This window comes from Actinoallomurus oryzae, assembly GCF_039541955.1.
GTDB lineage: Bacteria > Actinomycetota > Actinomycetes > Streptosporangiales > Streptosporangiaceae > Actinoallomurus > Actinoallomurus oryzae.
In genome coordinates, this window is record NZ_BAABHF010000013.1 from 85721 (window position 1) to 105978 (window position 20258).

The following is a 20258-nucleotide window of genomic DNA, read 5'->3' on the forward strand; positions in this document are numbered from 1 at the left end:
CGCGGATCAGGCGTGCGGACGTGCCGGTCAGCCGACCGGCACGCGCGACCGCCGGGCGGCGTCGGCGGTCAGCACCGCGTCGAGCAGGCCGGGGAAGAGCGCGTCGAGGTCCGCCCGGCGGATCGCGGTCATCTTGGCCGTACCCCGGTAGACCTGGTGGATCAGGCCGGCCTCGCGCAGCACCCGGAAGTGGTGGGTCGTGGTCGACTTGGTGACCGCCAGGTCGATGGCCGAACACGGCGCCTCCTCCCCCTCGGCCAGACCGGCCAGGAAGCGCACCACCTGGAGGCGCACCGGATCGGACAGCGCGTGGAGGACGGCCTCCAGCCTGATGTCCGCGCGGGCGGGATGATCGAGGGTCCGGACGGTCACGGTCGAAGTCCCTTCGCAGCCGGCTCCGGCCATTGTACGCCGTAGTTCGATGTGTATCGTAGTTTGACAGTTGCCGTATTACGGCGACTCTCGTACTACGATTTCCTGCTGAAGGAGCACGGCCGTGAGCGCACTGTTCGAGCCTCTGACCCTGCGCGACCTGCGGATCCCCAACCGGGTCTGGATGTCGCCGATGTGCCAGTACTCCGCGCCCGAGACGGGGCCGGACACCGGCGTCGCCGGCGACTGGCACTTCGCGCACCAGGCGGCGCGTGCGGTGGGCGGCGCCGGCCTGATCTTCACCGAGGCCACCGCGGTCAGCCCCGAGGGGCGGATCAGCCCGGCGGACCTCGGCCTGTGGAACGACCGCCAGCAGCACGGGCTGGCCCGCATCACCGGCTTCCTTCGCGAGCACGACAGCGTGCCCGGCATCCAGCTCGCCCACGCGGGGCGGAAGGCCTCGACCGACCGTCCCTGGCGTGGCGGCCGGGCCATCGCACCCGGCGACCCGTACGGCTGGCAGCCGGTCGCGCCGAGCCCGCGAGCGTTCCACGACGGTGACCCGGTGCCGGTGGAGCTGACGCGCGAGCAGATCCACCGCATCACCGGCGACTTCGCCGCCGCCGCCCGGCGCGCCCTGGACGCGGGCTTCCAGGTGATCGAGATTCACGGCGCACACGGCTACCTGCTCCACGAGTTCGCCTCCCCCCACACCAACCGGCGCACGGATGAGTACGGCGGCTCGTTCGAGAACCGGACGAGGTTCGCGCTGGAGGTGGTCGACGCCGTCCGCGCGGTGTGGCCGGCCGAGCTGCCGCTGTGCTACCGCGTCTCGGCGACCGACTGGCTGAGCGAGAACCCGGAAGACGACCGCGAGGGCTGGACCGCCGACGACACCGTACGCCTGGCCAAGGAGCTGCTCGCCCACGGCGTCGACCTGCTCGACGTCTCCAGCGGTGGCATCGCCCCCGGGGCGCGGATCACCACCGGGCCGGGCTACCAGGTTCCGTTCGCGGCCAGGGTGAAGGCCGAGACGGACCTTCTCGTCGGCGCGGTCGGTGAGATCACCGAGCCGCGGCAGGCGGAGGAGATCATCACCGCCGGGCACGCCGACGCCGTACTGTTGGGGCGTGAGCTGCTGCGCGACCCGTACTGGCCCAACCGCGCCGCCCGGGACCTCGGTGCCGCCCCGTCCTGGCCCGACCAGTACCACCGCGCCGTCTGACCCGGCGCCCGGCACTCACCCGTACTGATCCGATGGCGTGGGGCATCGGGGGTGTTCCCCGGCCGGGGAGCCGGCCGGCCGCGCGTCCGTTGCTGTACCTGGACGTGGACGGCGTGCTGAACCCCCTGGCGCCGTCCGACCCGGCGCGGTTCGTACGCCACGAGACCGGTGGACCGGCCGTACGGCTGTCCCCGGAGCACGGCGAGTGGCTGCGGGAGCTGTCCGCACGGTACGAACTCGTCTGGGCGACGACGTGGGAACATCTCGCCAATGAGCACCTCGGCCCGCTGCTCGGGCTCCCGGAGCTGCCGGTCGTGGAGTTCTCCGCGTACCGGCGCCGGCGTGACGATCCGCGGTTCGGCGTCCTGCAGCTCTTCGAGACGCGCAAGTGGGCCCCGATCCTCCGCCACGCCGACGGCCGTCCGTTCGCGTGGGTCGACGACGTCATCCCGCTGAGGGTCCGGCGCCAGGCATGGCCGTACCGGGGGATCCTGCTCGTTCCGGTCGACCCGGACGACGGTCTGACCCGCCGGCACGTGAACCGGCTTCTGTCCTGGCGCCGGGCCGCCTCGGCAACGCGCTGACACTCCCCGGCCGCGATCTCCGCGACACAACCGGCCCCCGGCGCCCACCACCGGCCGGCGTATCCGCCGACCCCGACGCCCAGGCTCAAACCGATCCGGTGCCCACGCTCATGACCTCCACGGTTCGGTGGGTGGGGGTGCCCGGTGGTCTCTCATCGGAGTTCGGCGGTGGTGATGAGGCGGAGTTGGACGTCGACCCAGGTCCGGGTCATCGCGTCCGCGTCGCCGGTCCGGCAGGCCGTCAGGAAGGCGGTCGCCGTGTCCGCCGTCGCCGTCAGGCCGACCCGGCGGAGTTCGGCGGCCGCCTCCTCGATCCTCCGGTGGACACCCGGCGTCGCATGGCGCAGACCTCGGTGGGCGATCTCCGCGAACGCCGTGAGCGCGGCCTCCAGCGCCGTGTCCAGCCGGTCGCGTGCGGTGGGCATCTGGACGGCCAGCTCACCGTCGCCCTCCCCCGGAGCGAGGTCCGGCACCGTGATGCCGCCGGCGCCGAGGACCGCGATCGGGTCGATCAGCAGGGCGCCCCGGCCGCGGCGCAGGAACCCGGTGATGAGACGGGGGCCGTCGCCCAGTGCGGCGGCGAGGGCGTCCAGCGCTCCGGGACAGTGCGCGCGGTACTCCGCCGCGACCGTGGCGGTGCCTCCCGCCGCGTCGGCGATCACGGCGTCCAGCCGCTGGTCGCCCGGGTGGTAGCCGACCTGGCGCACCTCGGCGACCTCGACGACCCGTACGTGCTCGGCCGCCACACGGGGCCGGATGAGCCGGGGCGGCAGTTCTTCCAGCGCGCGGGAGGCGGCCGCCAGGTCGCGGACCATCACCGGTTCGGGCAGCCGCGACCAGGCGTCGCCCACCGGCATGACCGTCGTCTTGGCGACCCGGCCCTGGGCGATGTGCACGACCCGGCTGGCGCTGCGCGAGGCCGACTCCGAGACCAGGTTCGCCACGGCCAGGGCACCGAGCGACGTACCCGCGACCCGGCGCCTGGTCAGTTCGTGGCCTGTCGGCTGCTCCTCCGGCGGTACGTCCCAGCGCCGCCGGAGCACCAGGACCGTGCCCTCCCCGGCGTGCGCGAGAAAGACGTCGGCGACGCGTTCGTCCACAGTGCCGCCGACGCGGCAGCCGAGGCTCACGAGCCGTACGCGCCGCAGCGGTGTCCGCCCTGGTTCCCCGGCCCCCAGGATCTGCGAACGCAACCCCCCGGCGGCAGCCGCACGCCGGCGCGCGTGCAGCTCGGTGAGCAGCTCGGCATAACGCTCCGCCGCGTAACGCGCGCCCCGGGCGGCGTACGCGTCCAGCTGCTCGGTGAGATCATCCAGCGCCCCGGCGGGCCAGTGCAGCCCCTGTTCACCAACGGTCCGGCGCATCCGCCGCAACGCCGCCCCGAGAACGGGACCGGCATGCATGGCCCCCTCGGCCAGCAACTCGGTGGCCAGCTCGGCCGCAGACTCCATACCGGCATGAACCGGAATCCCACCGCCCGGCCCGGCACCAGGTCCGACGTCGCCCTCGGCCCCGCCGGCGTCGCGAGGCCCTACTGCACCGCCCACTCCCGCCACACCGCCAGGCCCTGTCTCACCGCCCTCCGGCGCCCCAGTCCAACCACCGGACTCCGCCACTGCGGCGTCTAGCGAACCAGGCTCACCACCGGACTCCCCCACACCGGCGTCTCCCGGACGCGCCTCACCGCTCGGCGCCGCCGCACCGCTCCGACGCCGCTCGGACCCGTGGTCCGGCGGCGCCGCACTGGGCTCCGGCGTATCGTCCGGTGTCTCTTCCGGGCCGCCCAGGTCGAGGCGGACCTCTCGCTCGCCCGGGGCGTGTTCGTCTGCTTCGCGGAACGCCCAGACGGCCAGCACGATCGCCTCGTCGTGGTCGGGACCTACGGCGTCGGTGTGGGCGTATCCGAGCTCCCCCGGGACCAGGAACCGTACGGTGCAGGTCGCCAGCTCGACGCACGGTGCCGGCGTGTCCCGGTGGACGTGGGCGTAGTAGCCCGCGGTGCGCCGGCGGCGGGCGGCGGTCACCGTTCGGGCGCCCAGCACCTGGCGGAGCGTCTCGTCGTCGATGCTTCCCGGCGACCACTCCTCCGCCGGTCCGGACTCGGCGGGCTCCGTCTCGCGCTGGTAGGCGAGGACCAGCCCGATCCGATGCCGGCAGACGCCCGTCGCCGGGCATGTGCACGAGGCCGTGTCGAGCCCGGCGCCCACCGGGAAGACGACCTCGACGCCGTCGGGAAACCGCCCGCGTACGGTGCCGTCCGCGTCGGTCGACAGGGTCGGTACGGCGCCGGCGTCCAGCTCTCTGGCCGCCCGCTTGACCAGTCCGCGGTTGGCCAGCGCCACCAGGGCGTCGGTGTCGAGGGCGAGCAGGTCGGCGCGCGTCATCGGCCGATCCGTTCGGCGACGAAGGCGGCGAGCTGCCCCGGTGTCATCGCTCCGACGTGGGCGCCGACGTCGGCGAGCCGCTGGGCCAGCGCACGGTCGTAGGAGGGGTTGGCCTCCTCGTCGAGCGCGGCGAGCCCGAGCACCCGGGTGCCCTGCTCGGCCAGCCGGGCCACGGTGCGGACGAGCCGGTGTTCGTCGCCGCCCTCGTAGAAGTCGGTGATGACGGCGAGGATGGTGCGGCGCGGGTTCTCGATCAGGCTCGCGCCGTACTCGACCGCGCGTGCGATGTCGGTGCCGCCGCCGAGCTGCACCTTGAGCAGCAGCTCGACCGGGTCGGTGACGTCCGCGGTCAGGTCGACCACGCTGGTGTCGAACGCGATGAGGTGGGTCTTGAGGCCGGGAAGGTTCCACAGGCAGGCGGCGGTCACGGCGGAGTGGATCACCGACCCGACCATCGAACCGGACTGGTCGACGATGAGCACGAGCTGCCACTGTTCGAGGTGCGGGCGTACGCGGGAGACGAACTTCGGGTGCTCGATCAGGATCCGCCGCTCCTCCGGCTGGTAGTGCGCCAGGTTGGCCCGGATCGTGCCGCGGAAGTCGAAATTACGCGCCTGGCGCAGCCGGCTCGGCCTGCGCGAACGGGTGCCGCTGAACGCCTGCCGTACCTCGGGCGCGATCCGCTTCATCAGATCACGTACGACGTCCTCGACGATGCGGCGCGCGAGCCGGAGGACCTCGGGGTTCATCAGGTGCTTGGTGCGCAGGACGGCGCGGAGCAGGGTCGGGTTGGGCTCGACGCGGGACAGGACGTCGGGGTCGGTGACCACCTCGTGAATCTGGTACCGCTCGACGGCGTCGCGTTCGAGCCGCTCGATGGTCTCGCGGGGGAACAGCCGGTGGATGTCGTCGAGCCAGTCGACCGTGGTCAGCGCCGAAGGCCCGGACCCGGCCTGACGACCGGCACCACGCCGTACGCCGCGACGGGCCAGGTCAGGGTCGCGGCCGTAGAGCCAGTCCAGCGCCCGGTCACTCGCGGCGGCGTCCCCCGTCAGCCCACCCGTACACGTCTCGGCGGGCGCCCCGAGCACGAGCCTCCAGCGTTCGAGCCCCGGATCGAGCGCGGTCACGTGACCTCCCCCGCCGGAGGCGTCCACCATCGGAACCGTCCCCTCGATCCCCTCACCCACCGCACTTCCTCCGCCGGGGCCGGCCACCACCGCAGCCGCGCCCGCCACCTCCTCATCCCGCTCGCCCAGCGCCTCTCCTCCATCAGAGCCGGCCACCACCGGAGCCGTGCCTTCGGTCTTCTCGCCTCGCTCGCTCATGGCAGCAGTCCCTCTCCGGCGAGCAGGCGGCCCGCCCGGTCCTCGAGCGCCTTCGCCTCTGCGATCAGTAGCGGGTCGGCCGTCGTACGGAGGAGTGCACGGGCCGACCCGGTGAGCCGACGGCGTTCGAGCAGCCGCCGGGCGATCAGCTCACGCTCGCGCGGCGGGAAGTAGGCGAACGCCTGCCGGAGCGCGGGCAGCCCGGCCAGGAAGTCCGGCATCGTGGTGATGAGGTCGTCCAGCACCGCGAGCACACCGCCCTCGGCGTCCCCCGCCCCATCGCCCCCGGCCGGGCTGCCTGCTTCTCCCGACCAACCCACCCCGGCCGACCTCCCGGCTTTCCCCGACCAACCCACCCCGGCCGACCTCCCGGCTTTCCCCGACCAACCCACCCCGGCCGACCTCCCGGCGGCGAGGACCTCGTCGCGGGCCAGGGCGAACAGGCCCGCCAGCCAGTCGCCGAGCGTGTCCGCGCCGGCGGCGCCGCGCAGCGCGCGTACGGGGTCGACGGAGGCACCGAGCGACCAGCCGAACCCGAACGCGGCGCCGCGCAGGTCGGGCGGCGTGTCGCGGTCGGCGCCGATGCGGGCCATGACGTCCAGGGCGGCGTCCCTGCCGGTCGAGAGCACCTCGTGGGCGTGCAGGAGGGCGTCTCTGGTGGCGGTGACCGCGCGCAGGCGGGCCAGGTCGGCCGGGGCGGGGCCGCCGTGCACGCCCTCGGCGAGCCACAGCACCCGTGTCACCGCACCGTCGATCACCGCGGCGTACATCGGGCTACCGGCGGTGCCGAGCACGCGGTCGTGCCGCCAGAGGCCGAGCACCGTGGCGAGCGCCTCGCCGAGCGGACCCAGTTCGCGGGCGCCGGCGATGTTCGCGGCGATGAGTTCGGTGATCTGCTCGGACAGGTCGGTGACGCCGCACAGGGCGGCGTCGAAGAGCAGCGCGGCGAGGGCACCCGGATCTGTCCCTGCGGCGGCGACTCCCTCGGCGAGCACGGCGGTCGCGGCGTCACGAAGCGTGCCGCCGTACGCCCCGGCCTCGATGAGCGCGGGCGTGCGCGCCTCGTGGTCGGTGAGTTCCCAGCTCTCGTCGAGCACCGGGTCCGCGCCGGAGCCCGGCCCGGAGACCCGCGTGTACCCGGGTATGCCCAGCACCCGCAGGCGGTGCAGGACACGGGCGCGGATGAGATCGCCGCCATCGCTGAGGTCCAGCTCGACCGTGCCCGTACGGTCGAGGCCGAGACGCGTCAGCTCGGCCTCGACGTCGTGGACGAGCGGTGGCGCGGGCGTGTCCGGGTGCAGGCGGCCGGTCCGGTCGCCGCTCAGCGCGGCCACCATCTCGGCCACGACCGGATGGGCACCGGACGCGAGCGCCCCGCGCCGGGTCCACGGCAGCGGCTGGTCGAGGTCGTCGGAGACGAGCGCGCTGACCAGCCCGTCGAGGATGTCCGTACGGGCCGGGTGCGGGTGGCCGCGCAGCCGCGCGAGCCCCGCGGACAGCGTGCGGGCGGCGATGAGGTCGGCGGTCGAGACGGCGACACCGCGCCTCCGCAGCCTCGTCGCGACCGCCTCGACCAGGCCGTCCGCGGCCGCGTCCGCGCCCTGCTCCCACAGCCGCTGGTAGTACTCGGGCGACGGCATGCCGGACTGGTATCCGGAGAAGGCGTCGAGCCGCCGGAAGGAGTAGGGCACCAGGTAGCTCCCGGCCACCGCCCCCGCCGCCGGGCGGGGAATCTCCGGCCAACCACCACCCGCCTCCACCGAGGCGCCCCCCGGAAGACCACCGACCACCTCGACCGGACGCCTCTCCCCGCCGGCGAGCACTCCCAACGGCGAGGCAGTCCCTGGAAAGCGCCCCATCACCTCGGCCGGACGACCTTCCGCATCAGCGGAAACGGCCCCCGGCCCATCACCATCCGGCTCCCCCACACCCGACGGCGAGGCGGCCCTCGCAGAACCACCAGCCCCCTCGGCCCGACGGCCCTCACCGTCCAGTCCATCACCGCCCGGCTCAGCCACGAGGCGACGCAGGGCGGGGCGGTGGAAGCCGCCGGTGACCACGACGACCGGGCGGTCTCCCGCGTCGGCGGCGGCCGCGCGTACCCAGGCCGCCATGTACGCCTCGCGTGCCGTGTCGTCCTCTCCCGCCTCCGTGTCGCCGCGGACGAGGTCGAAGTAGGTGGCGAGCCGTTCGTCCAGGCCGTCGTCGGGTTCGACCTCGACCAGGCGGTCCCACAGGGCGTCGATGTTGTCGACGGCGAACGCCCGGCAGAGGCGGTCGGCCACGTCGGCGTAGCGCTGCTCGGCGTCCGCGTACCGGTTGCGGCGGCCGGCCAGCGCCGGGTGCCAGGCGGGCAGGTCGATGAACCGCAGCTCCGCGCCGTGGGCGCGGCCCACCGTGAGGGCCACCCATTCGGGCGAGTAGCCGCAGAACGGCGCCCACGACAGGTGGGAACGCTCGTCGTCGCGGTAGTGGCTGAAGATCGCGATCGGGAGTTCGTGCCCGAGCAGCAGCTCGTCGAGCCGGTCGTTGACGTCGGCCGGCCCCTCGACCAGGACGTACGCGGGCCGCAACGCCTCGATGGTGCGCTCGACCAGCCGGGCGCAGGCCGGGCTGTGGTGCCGGACCCCGATGAACGTGACGGGCATCAGCCGGGCAGCAGGTGCCGGGCGTCGTGCAGGGCCCGCCACTGGTCACCGCGCCGCCGGGGCACCTGCTGTTCGAGGTAGCGGCGTAGTCGTGCCAGGTCGTCGGTGTTGTCCTTGGCCGCCGTGCCGGCGAGGCAGGCGACGATGTCGGCCGCGGTGCCCGGCTCTCCGCGCAGGAACCAGCCGCGCAGCCCGACCGCGTGGGCCACCGACACCGTCTCCGCGGTGCTCATCACGGTCGACAGGCGGTCGGTGGGCGCGCCGTCCGGGGCCGTGCCGGCGCGCAGCTCGCGGAAGGTGGTGACCAGCACCTCCAATACGTCGCGGCGCGGCGGCGCGGTGACGCCGGAGGCCTCCAGCAGTGCCCGCGCCTCGGCCTCGACCAGGTCGAGCTCGGTGGTGAAGTCCGCGATCGGGAACACGGTCTCGAAGTTGAAGCGGCGTTTCAGGGCCGCGCTCATGTCGTTCACGCCCCGGTCGCGCGTGTTGGCGGTGGCGATGACGTTGAAGCCCTGGCGGGCGAAGACCATGCCGTCGGCGCCGTTCAGCTCGGGGATCGCCAGTACGCGTTCGGACAGCGGCGACAGCAGCGAGTCCTGGACCTCCAGCGGGCAGCGGGTGATCTCCTCGAACCGTACGATCTTTCCCTCCGCCATGCCCGTGAGCAGCGGCGCCGGGACGAGCGACCGCGGCGAGGGGCCTTCGGAGACGAGCAGCGCGTAGTTCCAGGAGTACTTGATCTGATCCTCGGTGGTGGCCGCGCCGCCCTGGATGGTGAGGGTCGAGGTGCCGCTCACCGCGGCGGCGATGAGCTCGGACAGCAGCGACTTGGCGGTGCCCGGCTCGCCGACCAGGAGCAGGCCGCGGCTCGTGGCCAGGCTCACCAGCGCGCGGTCGATCAGCGAGGGGTCTCCGACGAACTTGCGGCGGATCCCGCGCCGCTCGTCCCCGACGATGAAGGCGCGCGCCGCCTGCAGGCTGAGCGACCAGCCCGGCGGCCGTCCACCCCGGTCGTCGTCGCGCAGCCGGGCCAGCTCGTCGGCGTAGCGGATCTCCGCGGGCGGGCGCTGGAAGGTCTCTTCGGTCGTCATTCGGGTGCTCCGGGGGTCAGGCGGTCAGCTCGGTGAGTTCGGCGATGACCTCCGACGCCGTCACCGGGTCGAGGTCGCCGAACCGCAGCGAACCCTGGGACGCGTAGCCGTCCGGCCGGTCCGTGAGCGAGATCGAGTCGAGCCGGGTATCGGGGAACATCTCCGGGGCGCCCACCGCGATACCGGGATCCAGAAAGATCACGACGTAGCGGCCGTCTCCCGCCGGGCGGGAGATCGAGCCCTGGATGCCGGCGTCCTGGGGGGCTTCGCGGAGCCAACCGCGGCGTTCGAGGCCGAGCACCGCGCGGGTCGGCACCGTGGCTCCCTCGAACCGGGTCAGCCGCGAGCCCGCCCGCTCCTCTTCGGTCAGGGTGTACACCGGCCGGCCGAGCTGCGGGAACGGCTGCAGGATCTCGTAGTCGCCGAACACCTCCGACCACGCCTCCAGCGTGCCGGGCAGGTCGAGCGGATGGGCGATGCGGATCGACCCGTCCGGCACGGACACGGTGTTGTCGTCGCGGTCGGCGAGCGTACGGTCCTCGGCGATGCGGAACTCGACGCCGCCGGCGCCCACCCAGACCAGGCGACGGGCGATGTGACAGGTCAGCGGATGCCCGACGAACAGGTCCGCGAACTCCGTCGCGCTCCAGCCGCGCCGCGTGACCATGGCCGTCTCCAGCCGGCGGATCAGGTCGCCGGCGACGGTCCGCACGTCCTTCTTCAGCGCGGCGAACCGCTTGCGCTCGCCGAGCGCCTTATCGTCGTCGCGCGCTCCCGGCGCCGGCAAGTCCTTGCGCCGCTTGCCGGTCTCGTCCAGAACGTACGGCTTGAGCTGCTCGTCGAAGCCGACCACGAACCGCCGCGGCCCGTAGTCGAGGACCATGCTCCCCTGGTCGTCGAGCCCGAAGTCGGGTACCAGCCGGTCCGCCAGTTGCTCCGGGCTCAACCTCAGCCCCTCGGCGACCTCCTCGATCTTCTCCCGGGCACGGTCCTTCAGCGCCTTGAACTTCACCCGCTGGGCGATGCCGTTCAGGTGCATCAGGGCGATCTCGGACCCGATCTCGGCCAGCACCTCCAGCCCTGCGACGGCCTTGGTGTGACCGCCCTCGCCCGGCCAGGCCCGGATGATCGGCGTGAGCCGGCGTACGGTCTCGTCGTCGCCCAGGCGGCCCAGCCCGGCCAGCGCCCAGCCGTCCTTGGCCGGCATCCCCGCGAGCTGCCACTGCCGGAACACCGCCCAGCCGAACTCGGCCAGGGACGCCCGGTCGCACGTCTCCCGGACGACCTCCAGCCCGGCGTACGGCTCACCGGCCTTGGAGATCGTGAGCATCGTGACGATATGGCCGGCGGCCTCGGGCGGCAGCGCCTGCGCGCGGTCGCGGAGCAGCACCTGCGGCAGCCGCCTCTGCTCCAGCCAGTCGCCGACCTTGGGCAGCCGGGCCGGGACGCTGTCCAGCGGGCTGGCGGCGAGCATCGCCTCGACGGCCGCCGCCGCCTCGTCGCCGTGGACCTTCGCCGCCGTGACCACGGCGTGCGCGTCGTGGGTGGACGCGAGGTGCCGCAGCGCCGCCTCCGCGCCCGTACGGGACCGGCCCGCCGGGCCGACGGCGTCGGGGACCAGGAAGGGCACGGTGCTCAAACCGTGCCAGGCGAGCCAGCCGGTCGCGATCTTGCGCGCGGACTTCAGCCGGGCCAGCCAGTCGGCCATCAGCCGGGCCACCCGGACGTCGAGGAAGGGCAGCAGCAGCCCGCCGACCACGCCCGGGGACTCGTCGATGGCGATGCCGAGCGCCGGCCGCAGGGCGTCGAGCTCGAAGCGGGCGATGATCGGGCGCATCCAGTGCTCCGCGCCGTAGCGCCGCGGGGTCGGCCAGTCGGCGACGTACGGGCGGAGGGCGTCCACCGGCCCGAGAGTGAACAGGGCCTCCTCCTCGATGAAGTTCAGCTCGCGCGCCCGGTATCGGCGGATCATCTCCGGCCAGTCACTCCTGACAAGGCGGTCGGCGTACTGCGAGGCCGACCGCAGCCATTCGTCGCGGCGGCCGTCCGGCCAGACGATCGAGGAACCGTCCGGGGGCGTCAGGTCCGCGATCACGATCGGCCTGGCCGGCCTGCGGCGGCGCGTCCACGGTGGTGCGGCCAGGAGAGGGGGCAACGCCTCCGCCGGCGCCGTCGCGACCCGCTCGGCCCGGTCGGCCGTCTCGGCGGCGAGCCGCTCGACCGTCGCGCGCGCCTCCGCCGGCAAGCCGGGCAGCGCGGCGGCGACCGCCTCGGGGCGGTCCCGGACGTGCCCGGCGAGCAGGTCGAGCGCTGCGGCGGCCTCTTTGGAGGAACCGACGGCGGCGGGGGCCAGCAGCCGCACCGCGCGTACCGGATAGCGCTTCATCGCGTCGAGCAGCGCGGGTTGCACGTGCTTTTCGCCCCGGTGGCCGACCAGCACCCCGAAGGCCTCGTCGGTGGGCAGCCGGCTCAGCACCTCGGCGCCCACCTTGCGGTCGTCGGCGTACGCGGCGCCGAAGGCGCCGGCCATCAGCGCGACCACCGGGTCGACACCGGCCGCCTCGATCAGCGTGGCGAGCACACGGCGGGACCACTGGCCGTACCCGAGGCTCAAGCTCGCCGTGAGCGCGGCGAGCTGCCCGGCCGAGCCGACCGAGCAGAACAGCATGACGCTCAGGGCCGCCTGGCGGTGAGACGCGGCCTCGGCGCAGCACTCGTCCATCCACGCCGTCTCGGTCGGCACCAGGTACGAGACCAGCACGCGCTGCACCCCGGTGCGCCGATGGGCGGCGAGCGTCTCGACGGCCGCCCGGTAGTCCTCCTCCCGCGCGTCGGCCAGCAGGTCGCGCATCCGGTCGGCCACCGGCTGCCACGGCCACCTCCAGAACGGGTACTGGCCGGTGGGGTGGGCGCGAAGCCGCCACCGGCGCTTCCGCCGGGCCGTGCCCTGCCACCAGACGTGCAGACCCGTGTCGGCGATCTCGGCCGTCGCGGCGGCGGCGAACGCCAGGCCGTGTGCCGACGCCCAGGCGTCGGCGAAGGCCGCGTGATCGTCCACCGCGGAGCGTTCGTGGTCGTCGGGCGCGGCGGCGACGTGCGCGAGCAGGGCGGCGGCGCGCGGCGTGACCCGGCCGGCGAGGTGGGCGCGCAGCTCTTCGGCGAGGGCCTGGTCGCTCTCCGGGTCGGCCAGCGCCTGCGCCGTGCGCTCCGCCGCACGCTCGGCCCACCCGGCGACCCTGACGGCCGCTCCGCCGTCGACGGTCACCGGCGTACGGGGCGGCCCGCCGCGCCGGCGGCGCGCGACGCGCCGCCAGGAGGCCGGCATCTCGAAGGTCTCCTCGTCCGGGAGGGCGTCTCCCCCCGGCGCCGGCTCGGCCACCTCGGTATGCCGCACGCGTGCCTCCACAGACTTCCGTTCGAACGATTCGCGGGACACGGTAACGAGCGGCTCCGACAGTCTCCGCGCGGGTTCAGGCCTCGTATTCGAGCTTGAACTCCGCCAGCACGACGTCCAGCGAGCGGGAGGCGTTGTGGGCGACGCGCAGGCCCAGCGGCACGTCCGGTGAGACGAACATGGCCCACGACTTGGCGAAGCACTGCATGCCGGGCGTGGCCCCGCGGTGCTCGGTGCAGGTGGTGTCGATCTTTCCCAGCGGGTCCCGTGCGAACTGGTCGCGCAGTTCGGTGGCCGCGCCGCCCGAGGCGGTCTCCCACTGGATCATCGCGTACAGGCGTCCCCACGCCTGGTGGCCCGGCCAGATCAGCCCGCTCGCCCGGTCGGAGGGGAACGGATGGCGGGTCCCGTCGCGCGTCTCGGCGTGCATGTTGTCGGGGTCGTAGCTCTCCGCCGACCCGTACGGGAAGGGCACGAGGTGGTAGTCATCGCCGGACGCGACGGACAGCGGGCCGCCGTCCCGTTCGGCGTCGAACTTCAACGAGCAGACGTGCTGCGCCATGCGTCACCTCCATCAGCCGCGACGGCCGTTCGGGGCCGCACGGGGACCACAAGCCACCGTACGACCCCGAACCCACCGATTACCGGCATATGGCGGTCTTCACCGGCTGCACAGGTCGGCGAGCCAGTTGCCGTGGAACCCGTACGGGACGCGGACGGGCAGGTGGACGCTCGCCACCGGCGGCGCGGCCAGGTCGCCGGCGTCCAGGATGACCAGGTCGCTGCGGTCGGTCGCGGCGTCGTAGACGTAGGTCAGCAGCCAGCCGGCGCCGCCCGGCACGTCGTCGGCGGGGGCGAAGGACGCCTCGGCCGGGAACCGCCCCGGCCCGAACTCGTGCGCGGTGACCGCACCGGTCCGCAGGTCGTACCGGAGCAGCGCGCCGCCCTCCCCGTCGCCACCGGTCGTGGTGACGTGCCCGAACCGGGAGTCGAGCCCGACGAGACGGTCGTCGACGCGCGGGAACTCCGCCGAGCGGTCGTCGATCTGCTCCTCACGTACCGTCCCGGCGGCCAGGTCGAGGGTCCAGCGCCACAGCGCGGCCTCCTCCGTCACGCCCCCCGACCGCGGCCCGCCCCGCCACAGCTCGGCGTAGCGCATCACGTGGACGACGATGCGGTCGCCGTCGTCGTGCGCGTTGAGCGGGTGGAAGACGTAGCACGGGTCGATGCCGAACCAGCGGACCGTCCCGTACGGGTCGTCGCGGCGCAGGACGCCCAGGCGGGCGCCGTACCCGTCGTCCCAGCGGTACGGCATGGTGCCGGCGAGCGCGAGCTCCAGGTCGAACACCACGGGCAGGTCCATGAAGACGACGTGGCCGGCGGTGAGGTTGAAGTCGTGCAGCATCGTCGGGCCGGGGACGTCGACGGGCCGGCTGATCACCAGGTCGCCGGCGGCGTCGGCGCGGTGGTAGGTGAGGTACGGCGCCTCGACGCCGTACCCGAAGAAGTGCATCTCACCGGTCGTCGGGCAGGTCTTCGGATGCGCGGTCATCGCGGTCGTCAGCCGTCCGCCGAAGTCGTACGGGCCGGCCGTGTCGAGGTCGCAGACGCCCGCCGGCAGCGGCGTGCTCCCGGACAGGTGCAGCTCGTGCGGGAAGGACGACTCGACCAGCGCGAGCGTACGGCCCGCGTGCCGGACGACGTGGGTGTTGGCGACGCCGGCCGCGAGGTCGAGGCGGCCCTCGCCGTCGCGCAGCGGCGCGCCGTCGGTGAAGGTCTTGGTGCGGACCCAGCGGTTGCGGTACGAGGTGGCGCGGCCTCCGTCGAGGCGTACGCCGTGGACCATGCCGTCGCCGAAGAACCAGTGCCCGGAGGCGGCGTCGTGCGGGTTGGGCCCGTTGCGGAGGTACCAGCCGCTCAGGGCGTCCGGCACCCGGCCGGTCACGGGCAGGTCGTACGCGGAGAGCTCTTCGGCGACGGGAGCGTAGTTCCCGGCGAGGTGCGCTGCGGGCATCGGTTTCTCCTTGCTTCTTCGGGGCGTCCGCCGGCGGGTCGTAGGCGCGGGGCGGTCAGGCGCGCTGGGCCCTGGCCTGGACGTGGGAGACGTAGCGCTGGGTGAAGACGATCGGGATGACCAGGGCGGCGATCTGGACGGCGACGGTCGCGGTGACGTTCCCGTGGGCGACGGCGGCGACCACGGTCAGCACCACCGCGGCCACGACGAACGAGGCGGCCCACACCGACGTGATGATCGTGTTGACCCGGACGAAGGCGGGCAGGTCCCAGTACTCCCGCGGGGTCGTCTGCTTGGCTATGCCGAGGGTGAACGGCCGCCGGGCGGCGAGGGAGACCAGCGAGATGAGCGCGAGCGTCCCGTTGGCGAGCGCGGCGGAGTAGGGGTGCAGGCCCGAGTGCGGGTCGGCGAAGGCGATGACCGTGAGCACGGCGAAGAAGGCCGAGGAGCCGATCTCAATGATCATCGCGTCGGCGCCCCGGCCCGCCCGCACCTGCGTGGCGACGAGGAAGAGCGCGACGACGAGGGCGGCGAGCGCTCCCCACTTCCAGCTGCCGGAGGGGATCACGGCGTAGACGATCCAGGGGAGGAAGGTGCGGACGTACGTCATCGTGGGCTCCTGGGCGACGTTCCTGTTTCGACATGTCGAGGCTAGAAGCTCTGGTGGCGACATGTCAACATTGGAAGGTAATCTGGTCGCATGAGCCTACGACACGCCCTGCTCGGACTCCTCGCCGACCGCACGGCAAGCGGCTATGACCTGCTGAAACTATTCGACTCCTCGCTGGCCAACGTCTGGCCGGCCACGCAGAGCCAGATCTACGCCGAGCTGAACAAGCTGGCCGACGGCGGGCTGATCAAGGTCGTGGCCGAGGGTCCGCGCGGACGCAAGCAGTACGCGCTCACCGAGGAGGGCCTCACCGAGCTGCGCCGGTGGCTGACCGAGACCGAGCCACAGCCCAACGTCCGCAGCGAGGTGCTGCTGCGGGTGTTCTTCCTGGGGGTGCTGAGCCGCGAACAGTCGGAGGCCTACCTCGCCGGACTGGCGACACGCTTCGCCGAAGAGGAGAACGCCTTGCGGGAACTGGAGCGCGGCATCGAGTGGGACGAGAGCGACCTGTCGCTGTACGGCCGGATCGCCTTGGAGTACGGCCTGCGCTTCAACGCGATGCGCCACGAGTGGGCCGAATGGGCCGCCGCCCAGGTCAAATAACGGCCGCGAGCCGGGGAGGCCGAGCGGCCCGGGGTCATCGGTCGAGACCGACCGCGTGACGCATCGCCTCCCGGGCGCGGGCCGGGGCGGACGGGTCGTCCAGCAGCTGAATCTCCTGGTTGGCGGCCATGGAGAGGCCCATCAGCGTCGTGACGACTTCCTCCGGCGGCCGGTGCGGGCTTGGCAACTCGGCCTGGGCGGCGGCGACCTCGGCGGCGAGGCGTTCACGGGATGAGGTGACCATGCTTCTCAGCCGGTCGCGCAGCGGGCCCGGGCGTCCGTCGAGCTCGGACGACGCGGCGGTGACGAAGCATCCACCCGGAAACGGGCAGTCCTCCAGGTAGTCCACCCACGCCGTGATCAGCCGCTCGAGGCGGTGCCGGCCGGGCGGCAGGTCCGCCGACGGTTCGATAACCGCCGCCCGGAAGATCTTGACCGACTGTTCGAGTGCGGCTTCGAGCAGTTGCTCGCGCGAGCCGAAGGGGCCGACCAGCCCGGCCTTGCTCAGGCCGAGCCGCCGCGCGAGGGTCCCGAGCGTCAGACCCTCCAGGCCGAGACGGGACGCCTCGTCGACCGCGGCCCGCACGATCCGCGCACGGGTCCGCTCCGCTTCGGCCACCGAACTACGAGGAGACATGCACCCGACTATGGACGGGCCAGACCATGGTCCTCCCGGACAGGGGCCCGACACCGACCGCACGCATGCTCGGCATCCACCTCGTCGACATGCTCGCCCACCGCTGGGACCTTGCCCGCGCCCTCGGAACCTCACCGGTCGTACCGGAAAGGCTGACCGACGCCGCGTTGCCGCTCGCCCGGGCCAACACCGCCCCCGGCAGCCCCCTGAACGGACCCGGCGGCGTCTATCGTCCGCCCTTCGCCGCAGAGGCGGGCTCGGCGATGGACCGGATCGTCGCGCTCCTCGGCCGGAACCCCCGCTGGTCCCCCGCGAACGATCGGCGGTGAGCCTCAGGCCAGAGTCACCAGGCGGGCTCCGCCGTCCGTCTCGATCACCGTGCCGGTCAGGTTGGGGTTCACGGCGGCCAGGACGACGGCCTCGGCGACGTCGTCCGCGGTCGCGATCCGCCGCGTCGGGAGCAGGCCGGCGGCGGTGGCGAAGTAGTCGCGTCGCGCGTCGTCCGGCAGGCCGCTCCACCAGGGCGTGTCGACGATGCCCGGCGACACGCCGTTGACCCGGATGGGGGCCAGTTCGGCGGCGAGCGGCCGGACGAGCGCCTCGATCGCGCCGTTGATCGCCGCGACCCCGGCCGTGCCGGGCATGCCGGTACGGGCCGTGATCGCGCTGAGCAGCGTGATGGAGCCCGTGGGCGCCAGGTGCGGAAGCGCCGCCTGGACCGTGGTGAGGTGACCCCAGAACTTCGCGTCGAAGGCCCGGCGGAGCATGCCGAGGTCCAGGTCCGCGAAGGGCCCCACCCCCTCGGCGCCGCTGAGCGCGACGACGAGCCAGTCGATCGTGCCGATCTCCTCCATGACGGCCGTGATCGCGTCGCGGTCGCCGCCGTCGGCGCGGTGGCCGACGATCTCCGGGTCGGTGGCCGCCAGGCCGGCGAGCCGTTCGGCCCCGCGCCCGGCCACGTGGACGGCGGCGCCGCGGGCCCGGAGGCGGCGGGCCGTCGCCAGCCCGATGCCCGAGGTCCCGCCGACGATGAGTGCGGTGTGGTCGCTCATCAGATCTCCTATTTCGAACCGTTACGTCTCGTCTCGAATCAAGCTAGCATGAACTCATGAACGATCAACGCGGCCGGCCCGGGCGCAAGCGCAGCGAGGAGAGCCGGCGGGCGATCCTCACGGCGGCGGCGGAGCTCACCGCCGAGGTCGGCTACGCGAGCCTGACCATCGAGGGGATCGCCGCCCGGTCCGGCGCGGGCAAGCAGACGATCTACCGTTGGTGGCCGTCAAAGGCCGACGTGCTGCTCGACGCGCTCGCCACCAAGGCGGACCTGCACATCCCGATCCCGGACGAGGGCACGTACGAGGCCGACCTGCGCGCCTTCCTGGCCGCAACGTTCGCGCTCGGCAGCCGGCCCCAGGTGGTCGAGCTGCTGCGGGCGCTCATGGCCGAGGCGCAGATCAACGCGGCCTTCGGCGAGCGGTTCCGCGAGATGTTCCTGGCGCAGCGGCGCGCCGCCCTCGGCACGATCGTCGAGCGCGCCGTCGCCCGCGGGGAGCTGCCGTCCGGCCTGACGTCCCAGACCGTGATCGACATCGTGTTCGGCACGCTGTGGTACCGCGTCCTCGCCGCCCACCGGCCCGTCGACCAGGCACTCATCGACGAGCTGGTCACCGTACTCACCACCAGGAGGCAGAGTTGACCGACGAGCGGACCATCCTCATCACCGGCGCGACGGACGGGCTCGGCCGGGCGCTCGCCGGCCACCTGGCCTCGCGCGGCGTGGCCGTGCTGCTGCACGGCCGTGACCAGGGCCGGCTCGACGTCGTGGCCGACGAGATCCGCGACACCCACCGCGTACGCCGCCCGCGCACGCTGCGCGCCGACCTCGCCGAGCTCGACCAGGTACGGCGGCTCGCCGACGAGGTCCGCGAGGCGACCGGGCGACTCGACGTGCTGGTCAGCAACGCGGGCATCGGTTCGGGCCTGCCGGCGGGACGGGAGCGGAGCACCAGCCGCGACGGGTACGAGCTGCGCTTCGCCGTGAACTACCTCGCCGGCTTCCTGCTCACCCTGGAGCTTCTCCCTCTGCTGCGGCGATCGGCGCCGGCCCGGATCGTGAACGTCGCCTCCCTCGGCCAGTACCCGATCGACTTCGACGACCTGATGATCGAGCACGGCTACAGCGGCGGCCGGGCGTACGGACAGAGCAAGCTCGCGCAGATCATGTCCGGCTTCGAGCTGGCGAGGCGCCTGCCGGCGGATGAGGTCACGGTCAACAGCCTGCACCCGGCGACGTACATGCCGACCAAGATGGTGCTCGAGGAGATCGGCCACAGCGCCGACAGCCTGGCGACGGGCCTGGCTGCGACGGACCGGCTCGTCAGCGACGAGAGCCTGGCCACGACCACGGGCCGGTTCTTCGACCGCACCCGGGAGGCTCGGGCCGACGCCCAGGCGTACGACCCCGCCGCCCGCGCCCTGCTGTGGCGGCGCAGCCTGGAGCTCACCGGCGCGAAGGACGTCACCGACTAGCGCACTTGCTCATCGGGGAGAACCGGGATCAGGCGCGAGCGGCACACGGCGCCGCCGTCTTCACTTCGCCACCGACACATCAGGCGATCGCCCGGCAAAGGCCGCGGCAACCCCTGACCTGGGCCGAAACCGGTCAGCCGGGCGCGCCGCACTCACCGGCCGGGGTTACCCTCGGTGCTGCGATCAGTTTGCAGCGGTCCACCCTGAATCGGCTGGAATCCGCCGCGCGCAGTTCCGGGGAGATCGGGGATCATGACACGCAAGGTGGTCGGAAACCTCATACTGGGTCAGGCCGTCCTCTATGTCGGCCTGTTGATGTGCGTGGCCCTCAAGCCCGACGGGCTCGGCGCCAACGACGGGATCAGCTACTACGGCATCTTCCGGCAGACCGTCGTGCCGTACGCGATCGCGATCCTGGGTCCCGGCTACTTCATCTGGACGGCGCTGCGCACCGCGGCGCCGTTCGCGCCCGCACCGGTCTACGTACGCCGCATGGCGAACTGCCTCGCCGCCATGTCCGTCCTCGTCGTCCTCACCCCGTACAGCGCGAACCTGGTGTTCGACTGGGTGCACACCCTCGCCGGCACCTTCCTGTTCGTGCTGCAACTGGTGCTCGGCCTGCGGATGCTCGGCTGGAGCGGCGGTGACGGCTGGACCGCCGGGCTGTTGCTGGCGCAGTTCCTCAGCGGTGTGTTCTGCGCGATCTACGTGCTGCCCAAGCACGGCTTCCTGCTCCAGGGGCAGGTGGCTTTCCAGATCGCCTTCGGGGCCCTGCTCGTCCGCACCACCCGCCTTTTCGTGCCCGATACGGTCGTCCAGACCACCTGATCCTGTCCGCG

Annotated in this window: 18 protein-coding genes; 7 read left to right on the plus strand and 11 right to left on the minus strand. The window is 73.2% G+C overall.

Going from position 1 to position 20258, the window contains the following annotated elements:
* Positions 1–27: 27 nt before the first annotated feature.
* On the minus strand, positions 28–372 hold the full coding sequence (locus ABEA10_RS08770; protein ID WP_329253666.1) for an ArsR/SmtB family transcription factor: 345 nt from the start codon (positions 370–372) through the stop codon (positions 28–30).
* A 124-nt stretch (positions 373–496) separates the two neighbouring features.
* Here ABEA10_RS08770 and ABEA10_RS08775 point away from each other — a divergent pair, with 124 nt between their 5' ends.
* Both ABEA10_RS08775 and ABEA10_RS08780 read left to right on the plus strand, forming a co-directional pair.
* Entirely contained in the window at positions 497–1597 is a 1101-nt protein-coding gene (locus ABEA10_RS08775; RefSeq protein ID WP_345459891.1) for an NADH:flavin oxidoreductase/NADH oxidase, read from the plus strand.
* A 32-nt stretch (positions 1598–1629) separates the two neighbouring features.
* Positions 1630–2181, plus strand: coding sequence for an HAD domain-containing protein (locus ABEA10_RS08780; protein ID WP_345459894.1), 552 nt, complete (start codon positions 1630–1632; stop codon positions 2179–2181).
* Positions 2182–2333: 152 nt separating this feature from the next.
* On the opposite strand, the gene ABEA10_RS08785 is transcribed toward ABEA10_RS08780, so the two are convergent.
* From ABEA10_RS08785 to ABEA10_RS08820, 8 genes are all read right to left on the minus strand, one after another.
* A complete protein-coding gene (locus ABEA10_RS08785; RefSeq protein ID WP_345459897.1) occupies positions 2334–4565 on the minus strand; it encodes a hypothetical protein in 2232 nt (743 codons plus the stop codon).
* Positions 4562–5893, minus strand: coding sequence for a VWA domain-containing protein (locus ABEA10_RS08790; RefSeq protein WP_345459900.1), 1332 nt, complete (start codon positions 5891–5893; stop codon positions 4562–4564). Before ABEA10_RS08790 ends, ABEA10_RS08785 begins: the two co-directional genes overlap by 4 nt.
* The gene (locus tag ABEA10_RS08795; protein ID WP_345459903.1) at positions 5890–8541 is read right to left on the minus strand and encodes a DUF5682 family protein; all 2652 of its coding nucleotides are present in this window, start codon (positions 8539–8541) and stop codon (positions 5890–5892) included. Before ABEA10_RS08795 ends, ABEA10_RS08790 begins: the two co-directional genes overlap by 4 nt.
* Positions 8541–9632 (minus strand): ATP-binding protein, encoded by a 1092-nt coding sequence (locus ABEA10_RS08800; protein WP_345459906.1) that lies wholly within the window; start codon positions 9630–9632, stop codon positions 8541–8543. Before ABEA10_RS08800 ends, ABEA10_RS08795 begins: the two co-directional genes overlap by 1 nt.
* Positions 9633–9648: 16 nt before the next feature.
* Positions 9649–13026 carry a DUF4132 domain-containing protein gene (locus ABEA10_RS08805; RefSeq protein ID WP_345459909.1) on the minus strand — a complete coding sequence of 1126 codons (3378 nt, stop codon included), beginning with the start codon at positions 13024–13026 and terminating at the stop codon, positions 9649–9651.
* Positions 13027–13102: 76 nt separating this feature from the next.
* Entirely contained in the window at positions 13103–13588 is a 486-nt protein-coding gene (locus tag ABEA10_RS08810) for a hypothetical protein (RefSeq protein WP_345459912.1), read from the minus strand.
* 99 nt (positions 13589–13687) lie between these two features.
* The gene (locus tag ABEA10_RS08815) at positions 13688–15040 is read right to left on the minus strand and encodes a carotenoid oxygenase family protein (RefSeq protein ID WP_345459915.1); all 1353 of its coding nucleotides are present in this window, start codon (positions 15038–15040) and stop codon (positions 13688–13690) included.
* 55 nt (positions 15041–15095) lie between these two features.
* On the minus strand, positions 15096–15650 hold the full coding sequence (locus ABEA10_RS08820; protein WP_345459918.1) for a hypothetical protein: 555 nt from the start codon (positions 15648–15650) through the stop codon (positions 15096–15098).
* Positions 15651–15740: 90 nt separating this feature from the next.
* On the opposite strand from ABEA10_RS08820, the gene ABEA10_RS08825 reads away from it, so the two are divergent.
* Positions 15741–16253 (plus strand): PadR family transcriptional regulator, encoded by a 513-nt coding sequence (locus tag ABEA10_RS08825; RefSeq protein ID WP_345459921.1) that lies wholly within the window; start codon positions 15741–15743, stop codon positions 16251–16253.
* Between the two features lie 34 nt (positions 16254–16287).
* Here ABEA10_RS08825 and ABEA10_RS08830 read toward each other — a convergent pair whose 3' ends face one another.
* Positions 16288–16890, minus strand: coding sequence for a TetR/AcrR family transcriptional regulator (locus ABEA10_RS08830; protein WP_345459924.1), 603 nt, complete (start codon positions 16888–16890; stop codon positions 16288–16290).
* Positions 16891–16955: 65 nt separating this feature from the next.
* Between ABEA10_RS08830 and ABEA10_RS08835 the strand changes: the two genes are divergently transcribed.
* Entirely contained in the window at positions 16956–17219 is a 264-nt protein-coding gene (locus ABEA10_RS08835; RefSeq protein ID WP_345459927.1) for a DinB family protein, read from the plus strand.
* A gap of 3 nt (positions 17220–17222) precedes the next feature.
* On the opposite strand, the gene ABEA10_RS08840 is transcribed toward ABEA10_RS08835, so the two are convergent.
* Entirely contained in the window at positions 17223–17942 is a 720-nt protein-coding gene (locus ABEA10_RS08840; protein ID WP_345459930.1) for an SDR family oxidoreductase, read from the minus strand.
* A gap of 56 nt (positions 17943–17998) precedes the next feature.
* Between ABEA10_RS08840 and ABEA10_RS08845 the strand changes: the two genes are divergently transcribed.
* From ABEA10_RS08845 to ABEA10_RS08855, 3 genes are all read left to right on the plus strand, one after another.
* Positions 17999–18586, plus strand: coding sequence for a TetR/AcrR family transcriptional regulator (locus tag ABEA10_RS08845; protein ID WP_345459933.1), 588 nt, complete (start codon positions 17999–18001; stop codon positions 18584–18586).
* Positions 18583–19419: an SDR family NAD(P)-dependent oxidoreductase gene (locus ABEA10_RS08850; RefSeq protein ID WP_345459936.1), complete on the plus strand. Its 837-nt coding sequence runs from the start codon at positions 18583–18585 to the stop codon at positions 19417–19419. The genes ABEA10_RS08845 and ABEA10_RS08850 overlap by 4 nt, the downstream gene beginning before the upstream one ends.
* Positions 19420–19671: 252 nt before the next feature.
* Positions 19672–20247: a hypothetical protein gene (locus ABEA10_RS08855; protein ID WP_345459939.1), complete on the plus strand. Its 576-nt coding sequence runs from the start codon at positions 19672–19674 to the stop codon at positions 20245–20247.
* Positions 20248–20258 lie beyond the last annotated feature (11 nt).